This is a genomic window from Sinorhizobium sp. KGO-5, assembly GCF_036245905.1.
In the GTDB taxonomy this organism is placed as follows: Bacteria; Pseudomonadota; Alphaproteobacteria; order Rhizobiales; family Rhizobiaceae; genus Sinorhizobium; species Sinorhizobium meliloti_A.
Window position 1 is genome coordinate 16,901 of sequence record NZ_BDIZ01000011.1, and the last position, 24,374, is coordinate 41,274.

General features: G+C 62.9%; 26 protein-coding genes and 1 other RNA gene. 17 read left to right on the plus strand and 10 right to left on the minus strand.

The window, feature by feature from the left end; translation table 11 throughout:
• The first annotated feature begins 91 nt into the window (after positions 1-91).
• Together BHD07_RS27795 and BHD07_RS27800 are read left to right on the plus strand one after the other, a co-directional pair.
• A complete protein-coding gene (locus BHD07_RS27795) occupies positions 92-1,288 on the plus strand; it encodes an efflux RND transporter periplasmic adaptor subunit (protein ID WP_100671671.1) in 1,197 nt (398 codons plus the stop codon).
• The gene (locus tag BHD07_RS27800) at positions 1,285-4,419 is read left to right on the plus strand and encodes an efflux RND transporter permease subunit (RefSeq protein ID WP_338283916.1); all 3,135 of its coding nucleotides are present in this window, start codon (positions 1,285-1,287) and stop codon (positions 4,417-4,419) included. Before BHD07_RS27795 ends, BHD07_RS27800 begins: the two co-directional genes overlap by 4 nt.
• Before the next feature lie 54 nt (positions 4,420-4,473).
• Here BHD07_RS27800 and BHD07_RS27805 read toward each other — a convergent pair whose 3' ends face one another.
• A complete protein-coding gene (locus tag BHD07_RS27805; RefSeq protein WP_100671669.1) occupies positions 4,474-4,908 on the minus strand; it encodes a DUF1772 domain-containing protein in 435 nt (144 codons plus the stop codon).
• A 453-nt stretch (positions 4,909-5,361) separates the two neighbouring features.
• On the opposite strand from BHD07_RS27805, the gene BHD07_RS27810 reads away from it, so the two are divergent.
• Both BHD07_RS27810 and BHD07_RS27815 read left to right on the plus strand, forming a co-directional pair.
• Positions 5,362-6,768, plus strand: a complete 1,407-nt coding sequence (locus tag BHD07_RS27810; protein ID WP_100671668.1) for an FAD-binding oxidoreductase — start codon at positions 5,362-5,364, stop codon at positions 6,766-6,768.
• A gap of 100 nt (positions 6,769-6,868) precedes the next feature.
• On the plus strand, positions 6,869-10,603 hold the full coding sequence (locus BHD07_RS27815) for an AsmA family protein (RefSeq protein ID WP_445190505.1): 3,735 nt from the start codon (positions 6,869-6,871) through the stop codon (positions 10,601-10,603).
• Positions 10,604-10,644: 41 nt separating this feature from the next.
• On the opposite strand, the gene BHD07_RS27820 is transcribed toward BHD07_RS27815, so the two are convergent.
• The 4 genes from BHD07_RS27820 to ssrA form a co-directional block, all read right to left on the minus strand.
• A complete protein-coding gene (locus BHD07_RS27820) occupies positions 10,645-10,887 on the minus strand; it encodes a ribbon-helix-helix domain-containing protein (protein WP_127711991.1) in 243 nt (80 codons plus the stop codon).
• Positions 10,888-10,969: 82 nt separating this feature from the next.
• Positions 10,970-11,185: a DUF4169 family protein gene (locus BHD07_RS27825; RefSeq protein ID WP_127711993.1), complete on the minus strand. Its 216-nt coding sequence runs from the start codon at positions 11,183-11,185 to the stop codon at positions 10,970-10,972.
• A gap of 21 nt (positions 11,186-11,206) precedes the next feature.
• A complete protein-coding gene (locus BHD07_RS27830; RefSeq protein ID WP_338283918.1) occupies positions 11,207-11,722 on the minus strand; it encodes an SspB family protein in 516 nt (171 codons plus the stop codon).
• A 203-nt stretch (positions 11,723-11,925) separates the two neighbouring features.
• Positions 11,926-12,285: a transfer-messenger RNA gene (gene ssrA / locus BHD07_RS27835) on the minus strand.
• 149 nt (positions 12,286-12,434) lie between these two features.
• Here ssrA and BHD07_RS27840 point away from each other — a divergent pair.
• The gene (locus BHD07_RS27840; protein ID WP_100671663.1) at positions 12,435-12,743 is read left to right on the plus strand and encodes a DUF2853 family protein; all 309 of its coding nucleotides are present in this window, start codon (positions 12,435-12,437) and stop codon (positions 12,741-12,743) included.
• A gap of 113 nt (positions 12,744-12,856) precedes the next feature.
• Here the strand turns inward: BHD07_RS27840 and BHD07_RS27845 are convergent, their stop codons facing one another.
• Positions 12,857-13,303 (minus strand): DUF2267 domain-containing protein, encoded by a 447-nt coding sequence (locus BHD07_RS27845; protein ID WP_338283919.1) that lies wholly within the window; start codon positions 13,301-13,303, stop codon positions 12,857-12,859.
• Positions 13,304-13,604: 301 nt separating this feature from the next.
• Here BHD07_RS27845 and BHD07_RS27850 point away from each other — a divergent pair, with 301 nt between their 5' ends.
• The 11 genes from BHD07_RS27850 (at position 13,605) to BHD07_RS27900 (ending at position 21,023) form a co-directional block, all read left to right on the plus strand.
• On the plus strand, positions 13,605-13,811 hold the full coding sequence (locus BHD07_RS27850) for a hypothetical protein (RefSeq protein ID WP_338283920.1): 207 nt from the start codon (positions 13,605-13,607) through the stop codon (positions 13,809-13,811).
• A gap of 10 nt (positions 13,812-13,821) precedes the next feature.
• A complete protein-coding gene (locus BHD07_RS27855) occupies positions 13,822-14,064 on the plus strand; it encodes a hypothetical protein (RefSeq protein WP_010969715.1) in 243 nt (80 codons plus the stop codon).
• Between the two features lie 44 nt (positions 14,065-14,108).
• Positions 14,109-14,327, plus strand: a complete 219-nt coding sequence (locus BHD07_RS27860; RefSeq protein ID WP_100671661.1) for a hypothetical protein — start codon at positions 14,109-14,111, stop codon at positions 14,325-14,327.
• Between the two features lie 163 nt (positions 14,328-14,490).
• Positions 14,491-15,285 carry a thymidylate synthase gene (locus tag BHD07_RS27865; RefSeq protein ID WP_338283921.1) on the plus strand — a complete coding sequence of 265 codons (795 nt, stop codon included), beginning with the start codon at positions 14,491-14,493 and terminating at the stop codon, positions 15,283-15,285.
• Positions 15,286-15,347: 62 nt separating this feature from the next.
• On the plus strand, positions 15,348-15,953 hold the full coding sequence (locus BHD07_RS27870; protein ID WP_338283922.1) for a glutathione S-transferase: 606 nt from the start codon (positions 15,348-15,350) through the stop codon (positions 15,951-15,953).
• Positions 15,946-16,509, plus strand: coding sequence for a dihydrofolate reductase (locus BHD07_RS27875; protein WP_100671659.1), 564 nt, complete (start codon positions 15,946-15,948; stop codon positions 16,507-16,509). The genes BHD07_RS27870 and BHD07_RS27875 overlap by 8 nt, the downstream gene beginning before the upstream one ends.
• A gap of 193 nt (positions 16,510-16,702) precedes the next feature.
• Complete coding sequence (hflK, locus tag BHD07_RS27880; protein ID WP_100671658.1) at positions 16,703-17,791, plus strand: FtsH protease activity modulator HflK; 1,089 nt, start codon at positions 16,703-16,705, stop codon at positions 17,789-17,791.
• Positions 17,788-18,720, plus strand: coding sequence for a protease modulator HflC (gene hflC / locus BHD07_RS27885; RefSeq protein WP_100671657.1), 933 nt, complete (start codon positions 17,788-17,790; stop codon positions 18,718-18,720). Before hflK ends, hflC begins: the two co-directional genes overlap by 4 nt.
• Positions 18,721-18,727: 7 nt before the next feature.
• Entirely contained in the window at positions 18,728-18,913 is a 186-nt protein-coding gene (locus tag BHD07_RS27890) for a DUF2065 domain-containing protein (protein WP_018095402.1), read from the plus strand.
• A gap of 5 nt (positions 18,914-18,918) precedes the next feature.
• The gene (locus tag BHD07_RS27895) at positions 18,919-19,305 is read left to right on the plus strand and encodes an ACT domain-containing protein (RefSeq protein ID WP_003534920.1); all 387 of its coding nucleotides are present in this window, start codon (positions 18,919-18,921) and stop codon (positions 19,303-19,305) included.
• A gap of 209 nt (positions 19,306-19,514) precedes the next feature.
• On the plus strand, positions 19,515-21,023 hold the full coding sequence (locus BHD07_RS27900; RefSeq protein ID WP_100671656.1) for a Do family serine endopeptidase: 1,509 nt from the start codon (positions 19,515-19,517) through the stop codon (positions 21,021-21,023).
• Between the two features lie 31 nt (positions 21,024-21,054).
• Here BHD07_RS27900 and BHD07_RS27905 read toward each other — a convergent pair whose 3' ends face one another.
• Together BHD07_RS27905 and serB are read right to left on the minus strand one after the other, a co-directional pair.
• Positions 21,055-21,630 carry a GNAT family N-acetyltransferase gene (locus BHD07_RS27905; RefSeq protein WP_275597683.1) on the minus strand — a complete coding sequence of 192 codons (576 nt, stop codon included), beginning with the start codon at positions 21,628-21,630 and terminating at the stop codon, positions 21,055-21,057.
• Positions 21,627-22,514 carry a phosphoserine phosphatase SerB gene (gene serB / locus BHD07_RS27910; RefSeq protein WP_275597684.1) on the minus strand — a complete coding sequence of 296 codons (888 nt, stop codon included), beginning with the start codon at positions 22,512-22,514 and terminating at the stop codon, positions 21,627-21,629. Before serB ends, BHD07_RS27905 begins: the two co-directional genes overlap by 4 nt.
• On the opposite strand from serB, the gene miaA reads away from it, so the two are divergent.
• A complete protein-coding gene (gene miaA / locus BHD07_RS27915) occupies positions 22,513-23,424 on the plus strand; it encodes a tRNA (adenosine(37)-N6)-dimethylallyltransferase MiaA (RefSeq protein ID WP_275598095.1) in 912 nt (303 codons plus the stop codon). The genes serB and miaA overlap by 2 nt on opposite strands.
• Positions 23,425-23,488: 64 nt before the next feature.
• Here the strand turns inward: miaA and BHD07_RS27920 are convergent, their stop codons facing one another.
• Positions 23,489-23,929 carry a hypothetical protein gene (locus tag BHD07_RS27920; RefSeq protein WP_100671652.1) on the minus strand — a complete coding sequence of 147 codons (441 nt, stop codon included), beginning with the start codon at positions 23,927-23,929 and terminating at the stop codon, positions 23,489-23,491.
• A 42-nt stretch (positions 23,930-23,971) separates the two neighbouring features.
• Positions 23,972-24,322 carry a hypothetical protein gene (locus BHD07_RS27925; RefSeq protein ID WP_100671651.1) on the minus strand — a complete coding sequence of 117 codons (351 nt, stop codon included), beginning with the start codon at positions 24,320-24,322 and terminating at the stop codon, positions 23,972-23,974.
• Between the last annotated feature and the right edge of the window lie 52 nt (positions 24,323-24,374).

Below are 24,374 nucleotides of genomic sequence, written 5' to 3' on the forward strand. Positions count from 1 at the left end.
CGGAACGTTCCATCGGGTGCGCGCCTCGTTGGAGCGCCCTTTTCTTTTGGAGGGCTTTTTCTTTTGGAGAGCTTTTCTTTTGGAGACATGAATGCGCTTTTGGAATCAGCTCGCGATCAGCGTCGTCGTCCTCGCCGTCGGGGGCGCCGCGTGGGTGCGCTTTGCGCCCGGCGCGGGTGAGACCTTGGCGGCGATCGGGGTTTCGCAACCGTTGATCGATGCGTTGTCGGGACCAAAGGACGGCGAAGGGGCAGGGGGCGGTTCGGGCAATGGCGAGCGCGGGCAGGGTCGACGCAGCGGCTTCGCGGAAGCCCCCCTGGTCGTCGTTAAGCCTGCCGAGCGCGCCGTCGTCAACGACAGGCTGAACGCGATCGGCAACGGCGAAGCGATCCGCTCGGTTACCGTGACGCCGACCGCAACGGGAAATCTCACGGAAATACTGGTGAAGTCGGGCGACAGGATCACGGAAGGCCAGGTTATCGCGCGCCTCGACAGCGACGACCAGATGATCGCTGCCGAGCAGGCGCGGCTGACCCGCGACAGTGCCCGGGAGAAGGTCGAGCGCTACCGCAATCTCAGCACCGCGCGCGCAGTGACGGCCGTCGAGGTGCGTGACTCCGAAATCGCGCTGCAGGCAGCCGAACTGGCGCTGAAAACCGCCGAGCTCGACCTGAAGCGCCGCGATATCGTGGCGCCCTCCAAGGGGGTGGTCGGGATCATCACCGTCAATATAGGAGATTACGTCACGACCTCGACGCCGATCGCCGTCGTGGACGACCGGTCGCAGATACTCGTCGATTTCTGGGTGCCCGAGCGCTTCGCAGGCAAGATCTCCGTCGATCAGCCGGTGACCGCGAGCGCGATCGCGCAGCCAGGTCGTGCACTTCAGGGCGTCGTTCACGCGATAGACAACCGCCTCGACCCGGAGAGCCGGACGCTCCGGGTCCGGGCGCGACTCGAGAATCCGGATGACATGCTGCGCGCCGGCATGTCCTTTTCGGTCACCGTGGCATTCGACGGCGACCGATATCCCACCGTCGACCCGCTGGCGATCCAGTGGAGCTCCGAAGGCTCCTTTATCTGGCGGGTCAAAGGCGACAAAAGCGAGCGCGTGCCGATCAAGATCATCCAGCGCAATCCCGACAGGGTGCTTGTCGATGCGGACCTCGCCGAGGGCGACCGCGTCGTGACCGAGGGCGTGCAGCGGCTTCGCGACGGCGGCGTGGTGCGGATCGCCGGCGAGCCTGCGGCCGAGGCCGAGCAGAAGGTCGCGGGAGACGCGAAATGAATATCGGCATGGGAGGCCATCAACCAGGCGGAGGGCAGGGCGGAAAGACGGGTTTCACCGCGCTTTTCATCCGCCGGCCGATCTTCGCCCTGGTCGTCAACACGCTGATCGTCGTGGCCGGTCTTGCCGCCTGGAACGGCGTCGAGATCCGCGAACTGCCGCAGGTCGACCAGCCGGTGGTTTCGGTCACGACCGAGTTCGACGGCGCCTCGCCGGAAACGATCGACCGTGAAGTGACCTCGGTCATCGAAGGTGCCGTCTCGCGCGTGCAGGGCATCAAGGGCATTTCGTCTTCCTCGTCATTCGGGCGCAGCCGGGTGACGCTCGAATTCTCCGACACGACCGATATCGGCCAGGCGGCCAACGACGTTCGCGATGCGCTCGGCCGGATCACCGGCCAATTGCCTGATGATGCCGACGAGCCGCGCATCGTGAAGGCGGATTCCGACAGCCAGCCGATCATGCGCCTTGCATTGACCTCCGACACGATGAGCATGGACGACATGACGCTGCTCGTCGAGAACGAGATCAGCGACCGGCTGGCCGCGGTCGAAGGCGTTGCCGACGTCACCGTCTACGGCGACCAGGAGAAGATTTTCCGTATCGACCTGAATCAGGCGAAGCTCGCCGGACGCGGAGTCACCGTGGCCAATCTTCGCGAGGCGCTTTCCGACGCCTCCTACGATGTGCCGGCGGGCTCGCTGACGAGCGCAAGTCAGGACATCTCCGTTCGGGCGACGGCCGACCTCCAGACGCCCGAGCAGTTCGAAAACCTGATGCTCGGCAACAATGTCCGGCTTCGCGACGTCGCGACCGTGACCCTCGGCCCGGATACGGGCACTTCGGCGCTGCGCTCCAACGGCCGCGAGGGTATCGGCCTCGGCATCATCCGCCAGGCCCAGTCGAACACGGTCGATATTTCCGAGGGCGTGCGCAGCGTCGTGGACGCGATCTCCTCGGATATCCTGCCGCCCGGAACCGAGCTCAAGATCACCAGCGACGATGCGGTGTTCATCAACGGCGCCATCCATGAGGTGGAGATCGCACTCTTCGTCGCCGTTTTCATCGTCACCCTCGTCATCTACCTGTTCCTGCTCGACTGGCGCGCGACGCTCATCCCGACCATAACCATGCCGATCGCGCTGATCGGAACGGTGGCCGCGATCTATCTTGCGGGCTTCTCGATCAACATCCTGACGCTTCTGGCGATCGTGCTTGCGACCGGGCTCGTCGTCGATGATGCGATCGTGGTGCTCGAAAATATCGTGCGGCGCCGGGCCGAGGGCCTCGGTCCGCGCGCCGCCGCCGTCCACGGTACGCTCGAGGTCTTCTTCGCCGTGCTCGCAACCACGGCTACGCTGGCGGCCGTGTTCGTTCCGCTCTCCTTCCTGCCGGGGCAGACGGGCGGGCTCTTCCGTGAATTCGGCTTCGTGCTCGCCTTCTCGATCCTCCTGTCGTCCTTCGTCTCGCTGACGCTCTGTCCGATGCTCGCCTCGCGCATGCTGACGAAAGAGCCGCATGAGCATGAGGGGGTGATGCAGCGCTTCGGCCGGCGCGCTTCCGCCTTCTACCGCGTGACGCTTCGCGCCTGCCTCAATGCGCCGCTCATCGTCTTCGCGGTGGCCGCCTTCTTTACCGCCGTCGGCGCTTTGGGCTTTCTGACGCTCAAGTCGGAGCTGACGCCGAACGAGGACCGTTCGCAGGTCATGCTGCGGGTCAACGCGCCGCAGGGCGTCTCGCTGGAATACACGCAGGCACAGCTGCGCCGCATCGAAGAGGGCCTGCAGCCGCTGCTCAAATCCGGCGAGATCAGCAATGTGTTCTCGATTTCCGGTCAGGGCGGCTCGGCCAATAGCGGCTTCATGGTCCTGACGCTTGCCCCATGGGAAGCGCGCGAGCGTACGCAGGGCCAGATCGTCGCCGACATCAACAGGGCGACGTCGAAGATCCCGTCGGTTCGCGCCTTCACCATCCAGGCGAACAGCCTCGGTATCCGCGGTGCCGGCAGCGGCCTGCAGGTCGCGCTTGTCGGCAATGATTACACGAAGCTGGGCGACGCGGCGGCGAAGCTCGTCAGGGCGATGGAGGATACCGGCCGCTTCGAGAATGTGAGGCTCAACTACGAGGCCAACCAGGCGCAATTGTCGGTGACGATCGACCGGGAGCGCGCCTCCGACCTCGGCGTGGACATAGGTGGCCTCTCCTGGGCGCTGCAGGCGATGCTCGACGGCAGCAGCGTCGTCGATATCTTCGTGGAAGGAGAGTCCTATCCGGTCAAACTGCTCTCTTCCACCGAGCCGCTCAACGACCCGACGGATCTGCAGAACATCTTCGTCAAGGCCGGCGACGGCCGCATCGTGCCGATGTCGTCCATCGCCACGGTCGAGGAGAAGGCAGTGGCGCCGCAGCTTTCCCGCGAATCACAACTGCGCGCCGTTTCGCTGTCGGCCGGCCTGAAGTCCGATCTCGCACTCGGCGAGGCGCTGTCGATGGTCGAGGAGATCGCCGAACCCCTTCTGCCGCCCGGATCGCGGATCATGCCGCTTGCCGAGGCCGCGACGCTGGACGAGAACGCCAACGGCCTGTTCGTTACCTTCGGCTTCGCGCTCGTCATCATCTTTCTGGTGCTCGCGGCGCAATTCGAAAGCTTCGTGAGCGGCCTCATCATCATGTCGACCGTGCCGCTCGGTCTCGCCTGCGCCGTCTTCGCAATGATCGTGACCGGCAACACGCTCAACATCTACAGTCAGATAGGGCTCGTCATGCTGGTCGGCATCATGGCCAAGAACGGCATCCTGATCGTCGAGTTCGCCAACCAGCTCCGCGACCGTGGGCAGGACGTCCGCAGCGCCATCGAGAATGCCGCCAATATCCGTCTTAGGCCGGTGATGATGACAATGATCGCGACCGTCGTGGGCGCGGTACCGCTGGTTCTGGCAAGCGGTGCCGGCGCCGAAGCACGCATCGCCCTTGGCTGGGTGCTCGTGGGTGGGTTGGGCCTGGCGGTGGTCGTGACGCTCTATCTGACGCCCGTCGCCTATCTGGTCATTGCCCGCTTTACCAAGCCACATGCCGACGAGGAGCGGAAGCTGCTGGAGGAGATGAAGGCGGCCGAGGTGCTCAAGATCTGACATGGTCGAAATCTGAGGCAGCGGCAGGTGGCGCGGCGCAATTGCCGCGGATCGTCAGAAGCCGCCTGCTGCGGCAGCGAGATAGATGAGGGTAGCGAGTGCACCGAGGGCGCTGCGGCCGGCATGGAGCCTGCCCCAGCGCTCGATCAGTTCGCGGGTTTCCGCATTCGCCTGATCCGGACGGGTCGTCTCCAGGCGCTGGTTGACGGGCATGATGACGAAAAGCGTATAGGGCCAGTTGAGTATGATGACGGCCGCTCCCAAGCCCCAGAGCGCATCGCCTGACTGCCACCATGCCACAGCGCCGAGGAGGCAGGAAACGATCGCGAGAGGAGCCTGCATCTCGAAGCCGCGCCGATAGGCGGGTACCCATTCCCGCAGCGCTGCACCTCCGTCCAGCGCCAGTCTGGCAGGCTGTTCAGCCACATTGATGTAAATGGCGGCGCCGAAGAAAATCGACGCGGTGATCAAAGCAAGCAGCCCGAACATGCGACGTTCTCCCTTTCCGGACATAATACCCTATAGGCCTGCAAACAAAAGGCGCATTCGCTGCGGTGCCCTCCAGTCGGCCGGACTTGTGACAAGCCGGTATCACCGGCGGTAATTTTTTGACGCGATGCCGCTCCAAACCGGTGAACTTCTGGACAAAGTGATTCCGATTTGCACAGTAGCCCATTGAAATGTAAGCGCTTCCGGTCGGCCGGGTGGCTGGGGCGCGTGCGGACAAGGACGGTGTCGATCTTCGAAGCCGTCCAAAGCGCCCGCGACGGATTTGCGAGAGTGGAGACGGGAGAGTGAGCCCTCGCGTATTTTCCTTGTCGCGCCGGACCGGGTGCCCTTAATTCGAGTGCGAATTGGGGATAGATTGTGCGGGCGCTCAAGACGAAAGAGCGCTCTTCCGGGGCCGCGAAGGCGCATCGGGAGATGAGAAGGAGAATTTTCGTGGCGGTGAACGCAATCCGGGCAGGGGCGAGAAACGAGAACGGTATCGCGGCGGCCAAAACACACCTCGCCACACGCTTCGGCGATCGATTCCAGACCGGTGAAGCGATCCGGGCCCAGCACGCCCACACGACGACCTACATTCCCGCGCAGCTGCCCGATGCCGTGGTTTTCCCCGAAAGTGCAGCCGAGGTGCGCGAGGTCGTGGAGATCGCATGTGAGCACCGCGTGCCGCTCATCCCCTTCGGAACGGGCTCTTCGCTCGAAGGTCACGTCAACGCGCCCCATGGCGGCATTTCGGTCGACATGATGCGGATGAACCGCGTGCTTGCGGTCAATGCCGACGACCTGGACTGCACGGTGGAGCCGGGCGTGACGCGGGAGGAACTCAACAGCTTCCTGCGCGACACCGGTCTCTTCTTCCCGATCGATCCGGGCGCAAACGCCTCGATCGGCGGCATGGCGTCGACGCGTGCATCGGGCACCAATGCGGTGCGCTACGGCACCATGAAGGAAAACGTGCTCGCCGTCACGGCCGTTGTCGCCGGCGGGCGCGAAATCAGGACGGCCCATCGGGCGCGCAAGTCGTCGGCCGGCTATGACCTGACGCGCCTCTTCGTCGGCGCGGAAGGCACCCTCGGCATCCTCACCTCGATCACGCTTCGCCTGCAGGGCATACCGGAGGTGATTTCCGGCGGCGTCTGCCCTTTTCCGACGATTGCCGACGCCTGCAATGCCGTGATCCTGACGATCCAGTCCGGCATCCCGGTGGCGCGCATAGAACTCCTGGACGCGTTGCAGATGAGGGCGTGCAATGCCTATTCGGGCCTGACCTACCAGGAAACGCCCACCCTTTTCGTCGAATTCCACGGCAACGGGGAGAGCGTCGAGCTGCAGTCCCGTCAATTCGCCGAAATAGCGTCGGAATTCGGTTCTACGGGTTTCATCTGGACGACCAATCCGGAAGAGCGGGCACGGCTCTGGAAGGCACGGCACAACGCCTACTGGGCGCAGAAGAGCCTCATGCCCGGGCGCGCCATTCTCTCCACCGATGTCTGCGTGCCGATCTCGCGTCTTGCCGACTGCGTCGCGGCGACGCATGAAGACATTGCTGCGCATGGTTTGGTCGCGCCGATCGTCGGGCACGCCGGCGATGGAAATTTTCATGTGGGGCTGCTCTTCGACGACACGGATGCGGCTGACGTGGCGCAGGCGGAGGCTTTCGTCGAGCGGCTGAATGGGCGGGCGCTCTCCATGGACGGCACCTGTACGGGCGAACATGGGATCGGGCAGGGCAAGATGCCGTTTCTTGCGGCCGAACTCGGCGATGCGCTGGATCTGATGCGGCAGATCAAACGCTCTCTCGATCCCGACAACATCTTCAATCCGGGCAAGATCTTTGCCTGAGACTTGCAAAACCGGCTCAAAGCCGCAATGCAAGGGACGGACGAACTGACGGGAATGTGACACGGTGCTGGCGCGAATTCTGGTTACCCTCGGAGGACTGTTGGTTGTCGCGCTCTTTGCCGCGCTGATCGCACCCCTGTTTATCGACTGGACCAGCTTCCGTGCCGATTTCGAGCGGGAGGCAAGCCGCATCATGGGCAAGCCCGTGGTGGTCCATGGCAGCGTCGATGCGCGTCTCATTCCCTTTCCTACGGTCACGCTCAACGACGTGCGCGTCGGAGCGAGCGACGGCGGCGCACCGCTGATTCAGGTCGCGCAGTTTTCGATGAGCGCGGAGCTTGCGCCCTTCCTGAGCGGCGAGGCACTGATCTTCGACATGCGGCTCGACCGGCCGAAGGCGCGGCTCCGGCTCCAGCCCGATGGCACGCTGGATTGGGCACGCGGGTCGCGCGCCGCGATTCCCGCCAATACGGTCATCCTGGAGAGGGTGGAGATCGCCGACGGCGAGATCGAGTTCGTGGATGAGCAGACGGGGCGCACGCGCCGGGTCAGTGAGCTTTCCGCCGACCTCTCGGCCCGCACGCTCGCCGGGCCCTGGAGGGTCGAAGGCCGTGCGACGCTCGACGGTGAGGCGGGAAGCTTCTCATTGACGAGCAACACCGTCGACGAAACAGGCGCCTTAAGCCTGCGGGCGCGGCTGGTGCCGGACGAACGGCCCTTCGGCGTGGAGCTCGACGGCGATCTGAAGATCGTCGATTTCAGACCGGTTTATGCCGGGCGCTTCACGCTCACGGAGAACCGGCCCGCCAGCGAGGTCAAGGCGGACGGCGCCCTTCGTATCAACGGCGAGTTCCAGCTTACCAATGAAAGCATCCGCGTACCGGAATACCATTTCGAAATAGGGCCGCCCGACGATCCCTATATCGTCACCGGCGAGGCGACGCTCGACACCGGCAAGGACCAGCGGTTCCTGCTGATCGCCGACGGCCAGCAGATCGATGTCAGCCGCATCGGCAATTCCGGCAGCAGCGGCAAGACGGGGCGCGATCCGGCCGTCTCGCTACGCCAGCGGATCGACGCAATGCTGGCGATCGCCGCCGATATCCCGATCCCGCAGGTGCCGGGACGCGCCAGTCTGAAACTTCCGGCGATCGTGATCGGCGACACGACGGTGCGCGACGTTCGCCTTGACGTCCGGCCCGACGGCGCCGGCTGGATCGTCGACAATGCGGTCGCACTCCTGCCCGGCCGCACGCAACTGGAAGCCAAGGGCCGGCTGAGCCTCAAGGAGCAGCGCTCCTTTCGCGGGGACCTCGTCATCGCTTCGAACCAGCCGTCGGGATTCGCGAACTGGCTGGCGGGATCGGTCGATCCGGCGATACGCACGCTGAGAACGGCCGGGTTTTCGGCGACGGTCAATCTGACGGACACTCTGCAGCAGTTTGAAAACCTTGAAGTGGCGGCGGGTCCGGCCACGCTGCGCGGCAGGATCGAGCGCCAGTCCTTCGCCGAGCAGCCGCCCGCGCTGTCGCTGCAGTTGAAAGGCAACCGCATAGATATGGAGGCGCTTCAGGCCCTCGCCGGTCTTGTCGCGGGCGACGCCTCCACCGGGACGTTGCTGCAGCACGCCATCGCCGCCGATCTTTCCGCCGAGACATTCTCCGCCTTCGGTGAGGAAGCGCAGGACGTTCAGGCGGTACTCACCTTCAAGAACGGCCAGCTCCAGGCGGAGCGCGTGGCGATCGGCGCTCTTTCCGGCGCACAGCTTGCGTTTTCCGGCCGCATCAGCGGCGGGCTCGAAAAACCGGTCGTGTCGGCGAAGATGAAACTCGCCGCGGAGGAGCTTACGCCCTTCCTCGAAATGATCGGACGGCATAGCGCGGCCCATCCGGCGCTGGCACGGCTGATCAAGGCCGGACCCTATTACTCGGACGCTGCTTTCGACGTAACGCTGACGGCCGGCAACAAGGAGGGGAACGCACCCTTCACCTTCGGCGTGATCGGGACCGCCAACGGAGGCAAGATAGCCGCCAGCTATCAGGCGCCCGATGTCGCCCAGGCGCTCGCCGGCCAGGGCATGCTGCTGGAGGCGACGCTCGAGAATCCGCAGACATCCGTTCTCCTGGGGCAGGCCGGATTGGACCCGCTGCCCTTCGAAGCGGACGCAAACGGCATTCTTGCCATAAAGCTGCAGAGCACGGAGGGCTCGAAGGCAAATGGTTCGCTGACCTTCACCACGGAGCGGACGTCGCTTGCGGCGAACGGTGTCTTCGATCTTGCGCGCGCGCACTACCTCGAAGGGCAGGGGAAGCTCACCCTGAAGTCCGAGGACCTGGAGCCCTATCTGCTGTTGCAGGGCATCGGGCTGCCGCAGATGGGCAGCGGTTTGCCGGTAACGGTCTCGGCCGAGTTTGCGACCGATGCCGAAAAAATCGCAGTGACCGCAATCGAGGGCAAAGCCGACCAGAACGGCTTTGCCGGCGCGCTTTCGATCGACCGCAAGGTCCTCGGCAAGGCGCAAGGGGAGCTTTCGGTCGATGCCCTCGATCTCGCCTGGCTCGGCGAAGGAATTCTGGGGCAGGTTCACGACGCAAGCACCGGGGGACTGGCGCTGGCACCGGTCGTAAAACCGGCATGGACCGGGCTCGATGTGGCGCTCAACGTAAGTGCGAAGCGCTTCTGGCCAGGCGTCTACGGTCCGGTGACCGGCTTTGCCGGGCAGCTGCAATGGAAGGGAGATGAACTCGCACTCAGCGATGCGACGGGAGACTGGCTGGGGGGCAAGCTCGCGGGGCGGCTGCAAATCGGCAATGCCAACGGCTCCGGCTACCTGCGCTCGAAGTTCGATCTCACAGGTGCCGACATTGCCGAAACGGGTTGGGTACGGCCGACGGGCCCGGTGGCGACCGGCCGCTTCGATCTTGCCGTGGCGATGGAGGCTGCCGGCGCAACGCCGCAGGCAATGGTGCAATCGCTCAGCGGATCTGGAACGGCGACCTTGAACGGGCTTACGCTCAACGGCATCAATACGGCGGCGCTGCCGCAACTGATGGCGGCGGCGGACGCAATGAAGACCGATATCTCGCCCGATGCGATCCGCAAGGCTGCAGAGAACCTGCTCTTCACCGGCCAGTCGGTCGTCGGTGCTGTGAAGGTGCCCTTCGGCATTGCAGGCGGAACCGTCAGGGCGCAGAACGTCACCGCCGGTGATGGCAACGCCGCTTTCAGCGGGGAGGCCGCTTTCGACTTGCCTGCAGGGCGAATGAGCGGGGCGATCGATCTGACCTTCCGTCCCGGCGAGGAGGCGCTTGCGGGAGCCGAGCCTCGCGTCCGGTTCTCCTATGCCGGGCTGCTTGCATCGCCCGGCGTGACGATCGATGTCACGGAGCTGTCGAACTTCCTGTCGCTCAGAGCCTTCGAGCGCGAGCGCAGGCGTGTCGAGACACTACAGGCGAATGTGCTCGAAAAGCAACGCTTGCGCCGCGAGGTCGCGCTTTATCGGGCGCGCGCGGCGGAGCGTGAGCAGCAGCGCTTGCGGACGATCGCCGAGGAGCGCCGCCGTCAGGCAGCGGCGGCGGAAGCGGCGCGGATGCGGGCGGAGGCGGAAGCACGGGCGGCCGCTGAACGCCGTGCGGAGGATGAGGAGCGGCTGAGAATGCGGCAGCTGCCGCCGCGCAGCATCGGTCGCCAGCAGACGCCTGTCGCTCCATCGCAGGATGCCCGGCGCGGCGGCCAGTTGCCATCGCCTTCCGGCAACCCGGGCGGGCAAAATGCCGGACCACCGGCTGGTCAGGGCCTGAATTTCGATTTGCTTCCCGACATTACCGTGCAGTAGCAGGCGACCGGCGAGCAACGGCATTGTTCCCGGAGGTGGCTCTATGCCTCGCGCACCGTCCCTTCGCGTGCCTTGACCCAGGCGAGCACATAGACCCGTAAGGCCGACGACAGATTTCCATCCTGGCCACGGCCGTCGTCGATCTCGGCAATGAGCCGCGCGAGCGGCATGTCGCGGTCCTTGGCGATGGATTTCAATTCCAGCCAAAAGGGTTCTTCGAGAGTGAAGCTGGTGCGGTGTCCGTGCAAGGTGGCCGAATGCTTGACGACCTTCCCCATGCTCATAAACGGATTCAAGCAGCTGCCGATCGGATTCGGAAAGCTGCCGCAAGTCCTTGAGTGGGAATCGCTTTTGCGGCTGCGGTCGTCACGGCTTCTTCCGGTCGATTGAGGCCTCGCCGCCCGCTTGCTCGAGCCTGCCGTGATCAAGCGTCTTTGCGGCCTTTTCGTTCAAGGCCTTGGTCAGGGCCTTCTCGGTCTTGCTGCGGCCGAAGGTAAGGCGATTCTGCTCGGCCTGCTTTTCCTTTTCAGTCCGAGCCTGGCGTTTGCGGAACTGACGCAGATTGATCACGTCGCCGGCCATGGTCCGCGCCTCCTCGCGTCGTCAGTTTTTCTTGCGGAAGGAATCGAGCGAGACGACGGAAGCGCCGCCGCCCTTCGGGCCGTCGGGTTTTTCCGTGCTTTCGTCAGTTGCGGCCTCGGCAGCTTCGTCGAGCGGATAAGCGGTTATTTCCGCCGAATCGGTTTCTTCTTCCTCGCCGGCCGCCACATCGAACTCCAGTTCGAAGTTGACCGAGGGATCGTAGAAGCCGCGAATTGCATTGTACGGTATCACAAGCTTTTCCGGTGTGTCCGAGAACGAAAGGCCGATTTCGAAGCCGGCCTCGGTAACCTTCAGATCCCAGAACTGGTGCTGGACGACGATCGTCATCTGTTCCGGATACTTGGCCTTGAGATGTTGCGAGATCCGGACACCGGGCGCACCGGTCAGGAACGTAATGAAGAAGTGGTGATCGCCGGGCAGGTGGCCCGTAGCGGAAACTTCGGCCAACACCTTGCGAATGACGCCGCGAAGCGCGTCCTGCGCCAGAATGTCGTAGCGAATATGGTCCTGGCCCATTTGGTCCCCGTTCTCTTCAAGTCACTTGATGCATGATTCCTGCAACCGGAACTCCATTCAGGAAATCATGCAGCGATTCAAGGTGCTACAGCCAAACCTGCGCCTTGACTATGTCGGCGCCGTGGCCTGCTCCTTCATTGCCCGTCTGTTTATGACGAGTCAATTATTGAGGCATCTATAGACCATTTCACGACAGGGGAGAAGGTGAAGGCTTCTGTTGCCAGGTGCCTTCGGACCCCGCCTTACGGTGCTACCCGGAAGGACTTGATTTGAAGTGTCGCACCGCCGTTAGGCAGCGAGACGTGCTTCAGCATAGTTGTCGTTTGCAACTATAAGTTTAGCCCGATAACGGTGGTACAATGCCGAGCAAAAAGTCGATCTTTACGCCCTTGTCGATCCTATTTCGCCCCCATCAAAAGCCGGTCTGCACCAGGCCGGTTTTTGGTGGAGGCGCCGGGTACCGCCCCCGGGTCCAATGGGTTTATTGCATCGCCCGTTTATTGCCATAGCCGCCCGAAGACGGCACTCGTCATATAGGTCTTTCCGACTGCCAAGAAAAGGGCTTCTTGAGGGAAATGACGGATTTATGTCGGTCTCGCCAACTCCGCACGAAATGCTTGACTTACACGAGCGGCGTGAAAAACTCCGCCTGCTGCACGCGGTTCGCGAGAAGGGCGGCAGCTTTTGAGAGCAAGTGCAAAGTGGAGGCTTCATGACTGATTATCTTGCAGACGTGCAGAAGTATGACAGCAGCGCCGACGAAGCAGTTGTCAACAAGATCGTGCGCCATCTCGGTATCGCCCTTCGCAATAAGGATTCCGCCCTCGTTTCGGCGTCGGATCCAAAAGAACTGGAACGCGTCAAGGAAAAGTGGTGTGAGAAGAAGCTCGGCGTCGGCGGGTCAGATGCAGATGCCGCTGTTGCTGCGGCGGCCAAAGCGATGGCGGATGATCGCAGCAAGTCGCGTGTGACCTTCTACTATCTGGTCGCCAAGAATCTGGGCAAGCTCCAGACGCTCTGATCCAGGTTGGCCGGCAAAGCGCTTTCCGGTCGGCGACGAGCCGGCCGGGCGCCAGAGCTGCCCCGGCGGCGCCGTGACCCGGCGCCGATCTCTTTTATTCGCCCCCGTTTTGGCTATTCGCGGGCGCCGATGCTGTCGGGCCACAGCGACTGAATTTCTTTGGGCAAGGCGTCGCGTACCTTAGCAGTCTGGCCAAGGTCGACATGCCGTGCCAGGACCCGAAATACGCTACGCGCCGCGTCGGCCGGATTGACCGGCCGCGTATCCTTCATACCGTCCGCGATCCGGGCGAGAAATTCGTCGAGCGAACGAGTGCCCTTGTCCGGTGGGTGGTTCGGCCGGTATTGATCGTAGTAGGCGCCTCGTACGATCAGCGGAAGTTCCGCGCCGAGATGGGCCGCGATTTCCGGAGGAAGCCGGTCCCGCAGGACCCGCAGCACAACTGACAGGATGTGCCAGGCGACTTTCCGGTCGGGACCGTGTTGTTCCATGATCTCGCCGAGCCAGATATGGGTCGTTTGCAGTGTCTTCTCGAAGACGTCGAGACCTGTGGCGCTCATCGTCACCTCCCTTGCTTGATGGCTGAAGCGCAACTGCATGTCTCTTTGGCGGGAACCGGTTCAGGCGCCTAGAGCCCGTTCAGGCGTGAACATGCAGAATTTCGCGTCCCGCGAAGAACGCGGCGCTGTAGATTGGCCTAACAGCCATACGCCGCGATTGTTTCGCCGCTGCCGATAAATATGCTCCGCCTCGTGCTGCCGAAGGGGGCCGCGATTGCGGAACATTCACGGTTCAGTGCGGTTAAACGAGGAAGTGAACCAGGGGCGCCCCGGAACAAGTCGCAGAGCAGGAGGAAGGCCGATGACATCGTCCAAACATCCGAAGACACGCCGCCCGAGCGACAAGGACCTGAAGCAGGATCCCGGGATCGGACGCACGAAGGGCATTCGTGGACCGTCGGACTACGAAGCCTCGAAACGCGGCAACACTATTGAAGGAGATGTCGCGAACGACACGACCGCGCAAGGCGGCGCAAATCCGGACCAGCGCGGTCGCAGCAACAAATAGGAGCAAGGCAATGGTCGGCAGAAAGACGCAAGAGCAGCAGAAGCGCGTGCTGCAGGGCCGCGAGAACACCTCCAACGCAGACAAGGACTTCAATGCCGAAGCGGATCTGCACCGTTCCGACGCTTTGAGAAAGGCGCAACGCAAGGGACAGGATCTGAGCACCGAGCATGGCGATGCCCGCGAGGCGGACGATCGCAGCATTCTGCGTGGGAAAAATCAGGAGAGCAGGCATCACAAGGGCGCCGGCGACTGAGCTAGCTGGCCGGCATTTCCGAGAATAGGTGAAAGGAGACTGCGATGGCTCACGCCAGCAAGAAGAACATGGGAAAGCCCGACAAGGGCAAGGGCGACGGTAGCGGTGCGAAAACCGAACTGAAGGAAGGCGTCCTCGGCGAAAACGACGTTCTGTCGAACAGGGACAAGGCGCAGCATTCCGACTCGCGCGGCCTCGACGAGAGGGCGGTAAGGAACGAGCAGTATCAGGACCACGCCGCAAACCGACGCCCGTCGAAATGAACCGGCGGGCGCGTATGCCGGAGATGTTGACGGGGCTGGTTGGCCCGACCGAAGGACGGTCGTGCATGGCGATGCGAAGTGCGGGAAAACACCTTTCCACCATTGGTTCGCGCGGCGGTTCGTTCTATTTTCGACGCTACGAACGAATCGTCGGCGGAAAAGCATGCGACAATATCTCGATCTCCTCGAACATGTGATCACAACGGGAACCGACCGGGGCGACCGTACGGGTACGGGCACGCGCTCTGTTTTCGGCTATCAGATGCGCTTCGACCTGTCGCAGGGTTTTCCGGTGCTGACCACCAAGAAGCTGCATCTGCGCTCGATCATTCACGAGCTTCTCTGGTTCCTCAGGGGCGACACGAACGTCGCCTATCTCAAGGAAAACGGGGTGAGCATCTGGGACGAATGGGCGGACGAAAACGGCGAGCTCGGACCGGTCTACGGCTATCAATGGCGCTCCTGGCCGACGCCCGGCGGCGGACAGATCGATCAGATCGCGGCGCTCGTCGAGGGCCTGAAGACCAATCCGACTTCCCGCCGCCACATCGTTTCGGCCTGGAACCCGGCGCTTGTCGACGAAATGGCGCTCCCGCCATGCCACTGCCTGTTCCAGTTCTACGTGGCGGACGGGAAGCTCTCCTGTCAGCTCTACCAGCGCTCGGGCGATATCTTTCTCGGCGTACCCTTCAATATCGCTTCCTACGCTCTGCTGACGATGATGGTGGCGCAGGTGACAGGGCTCGAAGCCGGCGATTTCGTTCATACGCTGGGTGACGCACATATCTACCGCAACCACTTCGAACAGGCGCAGCTGCAACTGACGAGAACGCCGAAGCCGCTGCCGAAAATGAAAATAAATCCGGCGGTGAAGGATATATTTTCGTTTAGATTCGAAGACTTTGAGCTCGTCGGCTACGAAGCCGATTCACATATCAAGGCGCCGGTCGCGGTCTAGCTAAGCACTCCGGGCAAAGCCGGCTCCCGCGTTTCCCGGTGGTGCCCCAATGGGAGGTTTCCATGCTGACGCTGATCCACGCGCCTTTGTCGCGCTCATCGCGCATCATCTGGCTGCTCGAAGAACTCGGTGCCGACTACGACATCCGTTATGTCGATATCCGCCGTTGGGACGGATCCGGCGGCCCGGACGAAAACAATCCGCATCCGCACAAGCAGGTGCCGGCACTCCTCCACGACGGGACATTGATCTGGGAGTCGGTCGCGGTCGTGCAATATCTGACGGATCTCTATCCCGATTGCAGGCTGAGCCGGCCGCCCGGCCATCGCGAGCGCGGCGCCTATCTGTCGTGGCTCGCCTACTATGCCGGTGTCATCGAGCCGACCGCTCTCGCTCATATATCCGGAGTGACGGTGAACAATCCGGGGCTCGCGAGGCTTTACACCGAAATGTGCGCGCATGTGATCGACGCGCTTACGCGGCACACCTATCTCCTTGGCGAATCGATGAGCGCGGCCGATCTGTTGCTCGCAAGCGCATTGCAGTGGATGCGCAAGATCCTGCCGGAAAGCGACGTGATAGATCGCTATATTCGCGTCGTCACGGACCGGGCGGCGCTGGTTCGCGCGCGTGAAATCGACAGCAAGCCGAGTGGCTTTCATGACTGAGGCGGAGCAGAAGGTGACCACCCGACCGAAGATCGTTTTCGTCGTCGCTGTCGCAGCGAATGGAGTCATCGGCCGCGAGGGCGATCTGCCCTGGCGGCTCTCGACCGATCTCAAGCGCTTCAAGGCGCTGACGATCGGCAAGCCGGTCGTCATGGGACGTAAGACCTGGGCCTCGCTCGGGCGACCCTTGCCCGGCAGGCCGAACATCGTCATCAGCCGCAACCCCGATTTCGAGGCTCCCGGCGCGGAGGTGGCGCCGTCGCTGGAAGTGGCGCTCACGATCGCGCGGGAGCGGGCGGCCGCGGTCGGGGCCGACGAGATTTGCATTATTGGTGGCGGCGAGATCTACCGTCAGTCGATCGGCATGGCCGATGTGCTGCACGTGACCGAAGTGCAAGCGGAGGTGGATGGCGATACACGCTTCCCTTCTATCGACCCGTCGATTTTCGAAAAGGTGCTGGAGGAAGACCTTCCGCGCGGCGAAAAAGACAGCCACGCGATGCACTTCGTGACCTGGCGCCGCCGCACGTCGCCGCCAGAAGGTGCCGGAGCCTGAGCGGTCTCGGTGCTTATTCACGCACTTGCCTATCGCTGCGGCGCAGCGGTGAACAATTTTAACGCATTTACGGTGAACTCGGCCGTATCGCGTTGAAAGCAATGCACATGATACCTATAACGGGTTCACATCGTGACCGGCCGCAATGCCTGCGGGGCGTTCAGCGACAGAGTTTCTTGGAAGTGAGGATTTGATGCCCTGGAGCAATCAGAATGGCGGCGGCGGCGGCCCGTGGGGCGGCGGCGGCGGCAATCAGGGGCCATGGGGCCAGGGGCCCAACCGGCCACGCGGCGGAAGAGGCGGTCCGCCGGATCTGGAAGAGATCATCCGGCGTGGCCAGGATCAGTTGAAAAACGTGGTGCCGGGAGGCTTCAACGGCGGGATCTTCGTCATCGTAGGCCTGTTGGTCCTCGGCTTCGTTCTGCTGAATTCCATCTATACCGTTCAGCCGGATGAACGCGGCGTCGAGATGCGCTTCGGCAAGCCGAAGGAAGAAATCTCCATGCCGGGCCTGCACTATCACTTCTGGCCGCTCGAAACCGTCGAGATCGTCAAGGTGACGGAGCAGCAGCAGAATATCGGCGGCCGCACGGGCCAGTCGAATGCCGGCCTGATGCTCAGCGGCGATCAGAACATCGTCAACGTGCAGTTCTCGGTGCTGTTCTCGGTTACCGATCCGAAGGCCTATCTCTTCAATGTCGAGAACCCGGCCGACACGCTGCAGCAGGTGGCCGAAAGCGCAATGCGCGAGGTCGTCGGCCGCCGTCCGGCCCAGGATATCTTCCGCGACAACCGCCAGGCGATCGCCGCGGACGTGAAGAACACGATCCAGGCGACGATGGATGCTTACGGCGCCGGCATATCGGTAAATACCGTAGCGATCGAGGATGCCGCACCGCCGCGTGAGGTGGCCGATGCCTTCGACGAAGTGCAGCGCGCCGAACAGGACGAGGACCGCTTCGTGGAGGAGGCGAACCAGTACGCCAACCAGGTGCTCGGCAGGGCTCGCGGCCAGGGCGCCCAGATCCGCGAAGAGGCAGCCGCCTACAAGGACCGCGTCGTCAAGGAAGCTCAGGGTGAGGCTCAGCGCTTCATCTCGGTCTACGACGAATATTCCAAGGCCCCCGAGGTCACGCGCAAGCGGCTTTACATCGAAACGCTGCAAGGCGTTCTCGGCAAGTCCAAGAAGGTCATCCTGGACGAAAAGAACGGCCAGGGCGTGCTGCCCTACCTGCCGCTCAACGAAATCGGCAGGCCCGTTCAGTCGGGAGGAAACCAATGATCAACAATCGCAGTTCAATAATCCTGATCGTCCTCGCCGCCGTCCTGTTCGTCGTCTATTCCTCGGTCTTCGTCGTGAACGAGCGCCAGCAGGCGATCGTCGTTCGCTTCGGTCAGATCCGGGAGGTGAAGAGCGAACCGGGTCTTTATTTCAAGCTTCCATTCGGCTTCATGGACGCCGATCGCGTCCAGTATGTCGAAGACCAGGCACTCCGTTTCGACCTCGACAATATCCGCGTGCAGGTCTCCGGCGGCAAATTCTACGAGGTGGATGCATTCGTCGTCTATAAGATCGCCGACCCCCGCCGCTTCCGGCAGACGGTTTCCGGAGACCGGGAATCTGCGGAGTCCCGGCTTAGGACGCGCCTCGATGCGTCGCTGCGCCGGGTCTACGGTCTGAGGGGATTCGAGGCGGCGCTTTCCGACGAGCGCGCATCGATGATGCGTGAGGTCCGTACGGACCTCAGCGCGGATGCCGAGTCGCTTGGTCTCAATATCGAGGACGTGCGCATCCGCCGCACGGACCTGACCCAGGAAGTCTCGCAGCAGACCTACGATCGGATGAAGGCGGAACGTCTGGCCGAAGCCGAACTGATCCGTGCCCGGGGCAACGAGGAAGGCCAGCGACGCCGCGCGATCGCGGATCGTCAAGTGGTCGAGATCGTCGCCGAAGCGCAGCGTGATTCGGAAATCCTGCGCGGTGAGGGCGAAGCGGAGCGGACGCAAATATTTGCCGACGCATTCCAGCGCGATCCGGGCTTCTTCGAGTTCTACCGGTCGATGGCTGCCTATGCGCAGTCGATCGGCAGCCCGGATACAACCATCGTGCTGTCGCCGCATTCGGAATTCTTCCGTTATTTCAACAGTGCGGACGGTGCGGACCAACCGCCACCGAGCCCGGGCCTGGCGGCGCCGACCACCGCAGATTGAGCGGACGATGTCCGACTTTCTGACCGGTCTGGCTTTTTTCCTGATCATCGAGGGGCTGGTGTACGCACTGGCCCCTTTGGTTTTGGTGGAACTGGCGAGGCGATTGCCGTATGTCCCTGAACATCAGCTCCGATTGGCCGGATTGACTTCGGTGGCCGTCGGCGTCGGGCTCGTATGGTTGCTTCGAGGATAATGCGAATGCCACATAAATTGCTCATCCGGCTGGTCGATGCCGAATATGCCATTACCCGTTTGAACGTCGGATCCGCGATTCCGGAGTGGCTGCCGGGCCCGGGGTTCTGGACGGTTTCCAGTTCCCGCGAGGAAATGACGCTCGTCTGTCGTGCCGCCCGTGTCCCATCGAGCGTGCAGAGTTCGCTCGGCTGGCGCTGCTTCCGCATCGAGCAGCACTTCAGTTTCGACGTGCCAGGCGTTCTATCGTCGGTGCTGCGACCGCTGTCGGAGGCAGGTGTCGGCGTCTTCGCCAATTCGACCTTCAGCACCGATTACGTCTTCGTCGCCGGGTCCAATCTCGAGCAGGCCGTGGAGGCTCTGAAAGAGCACGGGCACGAAATAACCATCTGAGGCACCGCCGGTTCGCTGCCCGGATCAGGAAATCGTGTTTGGACGCTTCGGAATTCCGCCGTATCTTGAAGAGAAGGTTCGCGTGATGCGCGTCTCGATCGGGTCGCGCTGCGCTGTAGTTCGTTGCAGCCGAACGATGTTCATGCATCATCCTTGCCGGACGACCGGGGGCCGGCGTTATGTAAGGGAAATGATAGGAGCCTAGCGACTTGTCGAAACGACCCGAATTCTTCCGCGGCCTGGTGCTGGCGGCCGCGACGGCACTCATATTCACCAATGCGACGCTGGCCCAGACGGCCACGTCCCGGCCTCCGGCCGGCCCGCCGTCCGTTGCCGATCTCGCCGAGGGACTGCTCGACGCCGTCGTCAACATATCGATTTCGCAGAACGTCAAGAGCGACGACAATGCGCCGATGCCGCAGGTGCCGGAAGGATCGCCGCATCAGGAGTTCTTCGACGAGTTTTTCAAAGGACAGGGCGGCGAGGGCGGCCGGCCGCGCACGGTCAACTCGCTCGGTTCCGGATTCATCATCGATCCGGCCGGCTACATAGTCACCAACAACCACGTCATCCAGGATGCCGACGATATCGAGATCAATTTCTCCGATGGATCGAAGCTGAAGGCGAAGCTTGTCGGCATGGATACGAAAACCGACCTCGCCCTCCTGAAGGTCGAACCGAAGAAACCGCTCAAGGCCGTCTCCTTCGGCGACTCGCGAAAGATCAGGATCGGCGATTGGGTGATGGTCGTCGGCAATCCGTTCGGCCTGGGCGTATCCGTCTCCGTGGGCGTCGTCTCCGCACGCGGCCGCAATATCAATGCCGGCCCCTACGACAGTTTCATCCAGACCGATGCGGCGATCAACCGCGGCAATTCGGGCGGTCCGCTTTTCAACATGCAGGGTGAGGTCGTCGGCATCAATACGGCGATCCTTTCGCAGACCGGCATGTCGGTCGGTATCGGCTTTGCCGTGCCGGCGGAGCTTGCGGTGAACGTCGTCAATCAGCTCAGGGAATTCGGCGAGACGCGCCGTGGCTGGCTCGGTGTACGGATCCAGCCCGTCACCGACGATATCGCCGAGAGCCTGAAGATGGAGCTCCCACGCGGCGCGCTCGTTTCGGGCATCATCGAGGGCGGTCCGATCACCAAGGGCGAGATCAAGCCGGGCGACATCATCATCCGCTTCGACGGAACGGACATCGCGGAAATTCGCGATCTCATGCGCACGGTCGGCGAGAGCCCGGTCGGCAAGGCGGTCGATGTGGTCATTATCCGCGACGGCAAGGAGCAGACCGCTCGCGTGACGCTCGGCCGGCTGGAGGATGGAGAGCAGCTCGCCAATGCGAAACCGGGCGAAGTGCTGCCGAACGGTGGTGAGGCGAAGCCCGGCGAGCCGCCGGCGGCGCAACTGCCTGCAAGCGACACCGTGCTCGGAATGAAGCTTGCCGAGCTCGACGCCGACCGCCGCCAGAGTTTCGGCATCGTCGAAAGCGTCAAAGGCGTCGTGATCACCGAGGTGCAACCCAATTCGCCCGCTGCCGAGCGTCGGGTGGAGCCGGGCGAGGTGATCGTCGAACTCGGTCAGGAAGCGATGGAAACGCCGGAGGATGTCACCTCACGCGTCACCGAACTGAAGGCCGACGGGCGCCGCAACGCCTTGCTGATGATCGCGAACAAGACCGGCGAACTGCGTTTCGTGACGGTGCGGATGGAATAGAGCGCGCGCTCTCGGCCGAGGCGACGGGGCGCTACCGCTTCGCGGCAAGGCCATCCCGCCGCCATTCTTCCGCGGTTATTGCGTAAAGCACGTGGCGTTTGAGCTGCGGATGCGTGTCCGGAACGCCGGAATGATCGAAGTCGCGCATGGAATCGGGGCGCATGCCGATCCGCTTCATCACGGCGGTGGAGCGCGTGTTGGCCGGAACGGCGATGGCAACGATCTCCCCTAGCTTCCTCTCGCCGAATCCATAATCGAGAAGCGCCCGGGCTGCGTCCGTCACGTAGCCCTTTCCCCAATGGGGGAGAGCCAGGCGCCAACCGATCTCGACGGTGCCGTCGGGCAGGTGCGGTTCGAGATCGGTGCGTGCAAGTCCGCAGAAGCCGACCGGTGCGTCGTTCTCACGGAGCGCGAGCGCGAAGAAGCCGAAGCCGGTTTCGAAGATGTTGCGGTTGTTGCGGTCGAAAAGCGCGTCGGCCTCCGCGCGGGTGCGGCGGAACGGGAAGAACTCCATGACCGTGGGATCGTTGTTGATCTCGGCAAAGAGTTCGCGGTCGGTCTCGGCCCAGGCACGGAGCCTGAGCCGCTCGGTCTCTAGAATGATCACGTCACGAAATCCGTCTTGCGGTATCCCTGGAGATAGAGCAGGGCGGTGAGGTCGCCATGGTCGATGCGGATCTTCGCCTGTTCGGCAACGACGGGCTTAGCGTGGAGCGCCACTCCAGTGCCGGCAAGCTGCAGCATTCCGAGATCGTTGGCACCGTCGCCGACGGCGATGACGTCCGCCGGCGTGATGCCGAGCCGTTCAGAAATGTCGATGAGCGCGTCGACCTTGGCCTGCTTGCCGAGGATCGGCCGGGCAACGTCGCCGGTCAGCTTGCCGTTCTCTTCAACGAGAATGTTGGCACGGTTTTCGTCGAATCCGAGCTTCTCTGCGATAGGGCCGGTAAATACGGTGAAGCCGCCGGAGACGAGGGCGCTGTAATGTCCCTTCGCCTTCATCGTAGCAATCAGTTCGCGGCCACCCGGCGTCAATGTGATACGCGTGGCGATGACCTCCGCGACGACGGTAACGGGCAGGCCCTGGAGAAGCGCCACTCTTTCGACGAGTGCCGGCTCGAAAGCGATCTCGCCGTTCATGGCGCGCGCGGTGATTGCCGCGACCTTTTCCTTCAAGCCGACTTCCGCGGCCAGCTCGTCGATGCATTCCTGCCCGATCATGGTGGAGTCCATGTCGGCAATCAGAAATCGCTTGCGGCGGCTTTCGGCATCTTGCACGGCGACGTCGATCGCGGCGCCGGCGACCGCCTGGCGCAGCCGAGCTTCCGCTTCGCCGGCCTCGGCGCCATCCCTCAACACGATGTCGCAGGCAATACCGTCCGCGAGCCAATAGAGCCCGGACGCGTCGAGGCTTTCCGCTGCAGCTTCCGCGCGTGCTGGCGACAGAACGGGATTTGACGGATTGGCGATAAGCGTGGCAACGAGAGCCATGGTGCAAAACCTTGCGAAAGACATCGACGCGATCCTGATAACCGGGCCGACCGCCAGCGGCAAGTCCGCGCTCGCGGTGAAGCTCGCGCAAAGACACGGCGGCGTCGTGATCAATGCGGATAGCATGCAGGTCTACGGGACGCTGAAAGTCCTGACCGCGCGGCCGGATGAAAGCGAGATGGGGGGCGTCGAGCATTTCCTCTACGGTCACGTCCCGCCGGGCCGGGCCTATTCCACCGGCGTGTGGCTCCGCGAAGCGGAAGCGCTGGTGGCGCGGCTGAGAAAGGAAGGGCGGCTGCCGGTCTTCGTCGGCGGCACGGGCCTCTATTTCAAAGCGCTGATCGGAGGGCTATCGGATATGCCCGAGATTCCGCCGGCGATCCGCCAGCGCCTGCGTGCGCGCCTGACGGAGGAGGGCGCCGAGGCGCTGCACGGTGAACTTTCCGAGCGCGATCCGGAGACGGCGGCGCGCGTGCAACCCGGCGATGGGCAGCGTATCGTGCGCGCGCTGGAGGTAATCGAGGCCACGGGAAGGCCGATAGGATCTTACCAGCAGAGCCGTGGGCCGGTGAACATCGACCCGGCGCGCGCGCAGAAGATCGTCGTATTGCCGGAGCGGCGGCTTCTTCATGGCCGTATTGATCGGCGCTTCGAGACGATGCTTGCGAGAGGCGCCGTCGAGGAGGTGCGCGCGCTTCTCACGCTTCGCCTTCCTCCGGAGATGCCGGTGATGAAGGCGATCGGCGTCCCACAGATCGCCGCGATGCTGAGAGGCGAGATGAGCGAGGCGCAGGTGATCGAGGCCGGCGCGGCGGCAACGCGGCAATATGCCAAGCGTCAGATGACCTGGTTTCGCAACCAGCTTGACGAGACCTGGCAGCGTATCGAGGGTCCGGATGCCTTGGACTGAACAACGAGCACAGGGCTGAGGCTCCTTGAGCATTATGCTGCGGTCTGAAGCGGCATCAGAAGCGTCAGTCGATGCCGTGCTCCTTCAATACCGCCTCCTCGTCGCCGCTGATCCAACCGAAAATCTTCGGCTCGCCGCCACGCAGCTGAACGAGGTAATGAACCTCGAAATCGATGGTGACATTCGGCTGTTCCTCGGCGTCGAAGACGGAGCGCCAATCGACCCTTACGAGAAAATGCAGCGCATCGATCGGCGTTACCGTGGTTTTGCGGATCTTCAATTCCCTGGTGCCGATAGCACGATAGCGGGCATAACCCTTTTCCATCGAAGCCGTCAGGGTCTCGTCGTTTTTTCCCGTCATGACTCCGGCCGGTGAGGCGGCGATAAAGTCCGTGGCGAAGGCGGAGGTCGTACTTCCGACCGGAAGCGCCCCCGCAAGGACCTGATTGGCCATGCTCTCGTAGCGCTCGAAGAAGCGCGTCAAAATCTCTTCCATGATTTTCATCCCAATTTGCTCCGCGTAACGGAGGCGGAGGCTTGCGGGCCGTCAATCAACCGGCGTGTGCTGGTGTTGAATAAGCTTCCAGTCTGCTCCCACGCCGTGATAGGTCGAGGTACAACAGGCCGCATAAGGCCCACCTTCCGCGCGTCGCGCCTCCGCAAGATAGCCGAGCACGATGAAGTTCTCGCCGATCCGGCTCATGACTTTCTCGCTGATCGTGAGATGTTCCCACCGCGGAATTCCCTGGAGACTTCGGATTATGACCGATCGTCCGCGCAGCAGACCAACCGGCGCAGGGAATGCCATGATGCAGTCTTCGTCCAGCAATTCGCGATAGGGATCGGAGCCCTCAAGCCAGAGGCGCCGCTCGTTTCTCCATGCGTCAGTGTCGTCCATGATCGTCTCCTCGCCTTGACGTCACCTCAACGCTTGAGAGGAGCCCCCGGAT

Coding starts and splice junctions, on each gene's coding strand:
- BHD07_RS27795 (WP_100671671.1), top strand. CDS start 92: ATGCGCTTTTGGAATCAGCTCGCGATCAGCGTCGTCGTCCTCGCCGTC.
- BHD07_RS27800 (WP_338283916.1), top strand. CDS start 1,285: ATGAATATCGGCATGGGAGGCCATCAACCAGGCGGAGGGCAGGGCGGA.
- BHD07_RS27805 (WP_100671669.1), bottom strand. CDS start 4,908: ATGTTCGGGCTGCTTGCTTTGATCACCGCGTCGATTTTCTTCGGCGCC.
- BHD07_RS27820 (WP_127711991.1), bottom strand. CDS start 10,887: ATGAGCATGGGGAAGGTCGTCAAGCATTCGGCCACCTTGCACGGACAC.
- BHD07_RS27825 (WP_127711993.1), bottom strand. CDS start 11,185: ATGGCCGGCGACGTGATCAATCTGCGTCAGTTCCGCAAACGCCAGGCT.
- BHD07_RS27830 (WP_338283918.1), bottom strand. CDS start 11,722: ATGGGCCAGGACCATATTCGCTACGACATTCTGGCGCAGGACGCGCTT.
- BHD07_RS27840 (WP_100671663.1), top strand. CDS start 12,435: ATGACTGATTATCTTGCAGACGTGCAGAAGTATGACAGCAGCGCCGAC.
- BHD07_RS27845 (WP_338283919.1), bottom strand. CDS start 13,303: ATGAGCGCCACAGGTCTCGACGTCTTCGAGAAGACACTGCAAACGACC.
- BHD07_RS27850 (WP_338283920.1), top strand. CDS start 13,605: ATGACATCGTCCAAACATCCGAAGACACGCCGCCCGAGCGACAAGGAC.
- BHD07_RS27855 (WP_010969715.1), top strand. CDS start 13,822: ATGGTCGGCAGAAAGACGCAAGAGCAGCAGAAGCGCGTGCTGCAGGGC.
- BHD07_RS27860 (WP_100671661.1), top strand. CDS start 14,109: ATGGCTCACGCCAGCAAGAAGAACATGGGAAAGCCCGACAAGGGCAAG.
- BHD07_RS27865 (WP_338283921.1), top strand. CDS start 14,491: ATGCGACAATATCTCGATCTCCTCGAACATGTGATCACAACGGGAACC.
- BHD07_RS27870 (WP_338283922.1), top strand. CDS start 15,348: ATGCTGACGCTGATCCACGCGCCTTTGTCGCGCTCATCGCGCATCATC.
- BHD07_RS27875 (WP_100671659.1), top strand. CDS start 15,946: ATGACTGAGGCGGAGCAGAAGGTGACCACCCGACCGAAGATCGTTTTC.
- hflK (WP_100671658.1), top strand. CDS start 16,703: ATGCCCTGGAGCAATCAGAATGGCGGCGGCGGCGGCCCGTGGGGCGGC.
- hflC (WP_100671657.1), top strand. CDS start 17,788: ATGATCAACAATCGCAGTTCAATAATCCTGATCGTCCTCGCCGCCGTC.
- BHD07_RS27890 (WP_018095402.1), top strand. CDS start 18,728: ATGTCCGACTTTCTGACCGGTCTGGCTTTTTTCCTGATCATCGAGGGG.
- BHD07_RS27895 (WP_003534920.1), top strand. CDS start 18,919: ATGCCACATAAATTGCTCATCCGGCTGGTCGATGCCGAATATGCCATT.
- miaA (WP_275598095.1), top strand. CDS start 22,513: ATGGTGCAAAACCTTGCGAAAGACATCGACGCGATCCTGATAACCGGG.
- serB (WP_275597684.1), bottom strand. CDS start 22,514: ATGGCTCTCGTTGCCACGCTTATCGCCAATCCGTCAAATCCCGTTCTG.
- BHD07_RS27920 (WP_100671652.1), bottom strand. CDS start 23,929: ATGAAAATCATGGAAGAGATTTTGACGCGCTTCTTCGAGCGCTACGAG.
- BHD07_RS27925 (WP_100671651.1), bottom strand. CDS start 24,322: ATGGACGACACTGACGCATGGAGAAACGAGCGGCGCCTCTGGCTTGAG.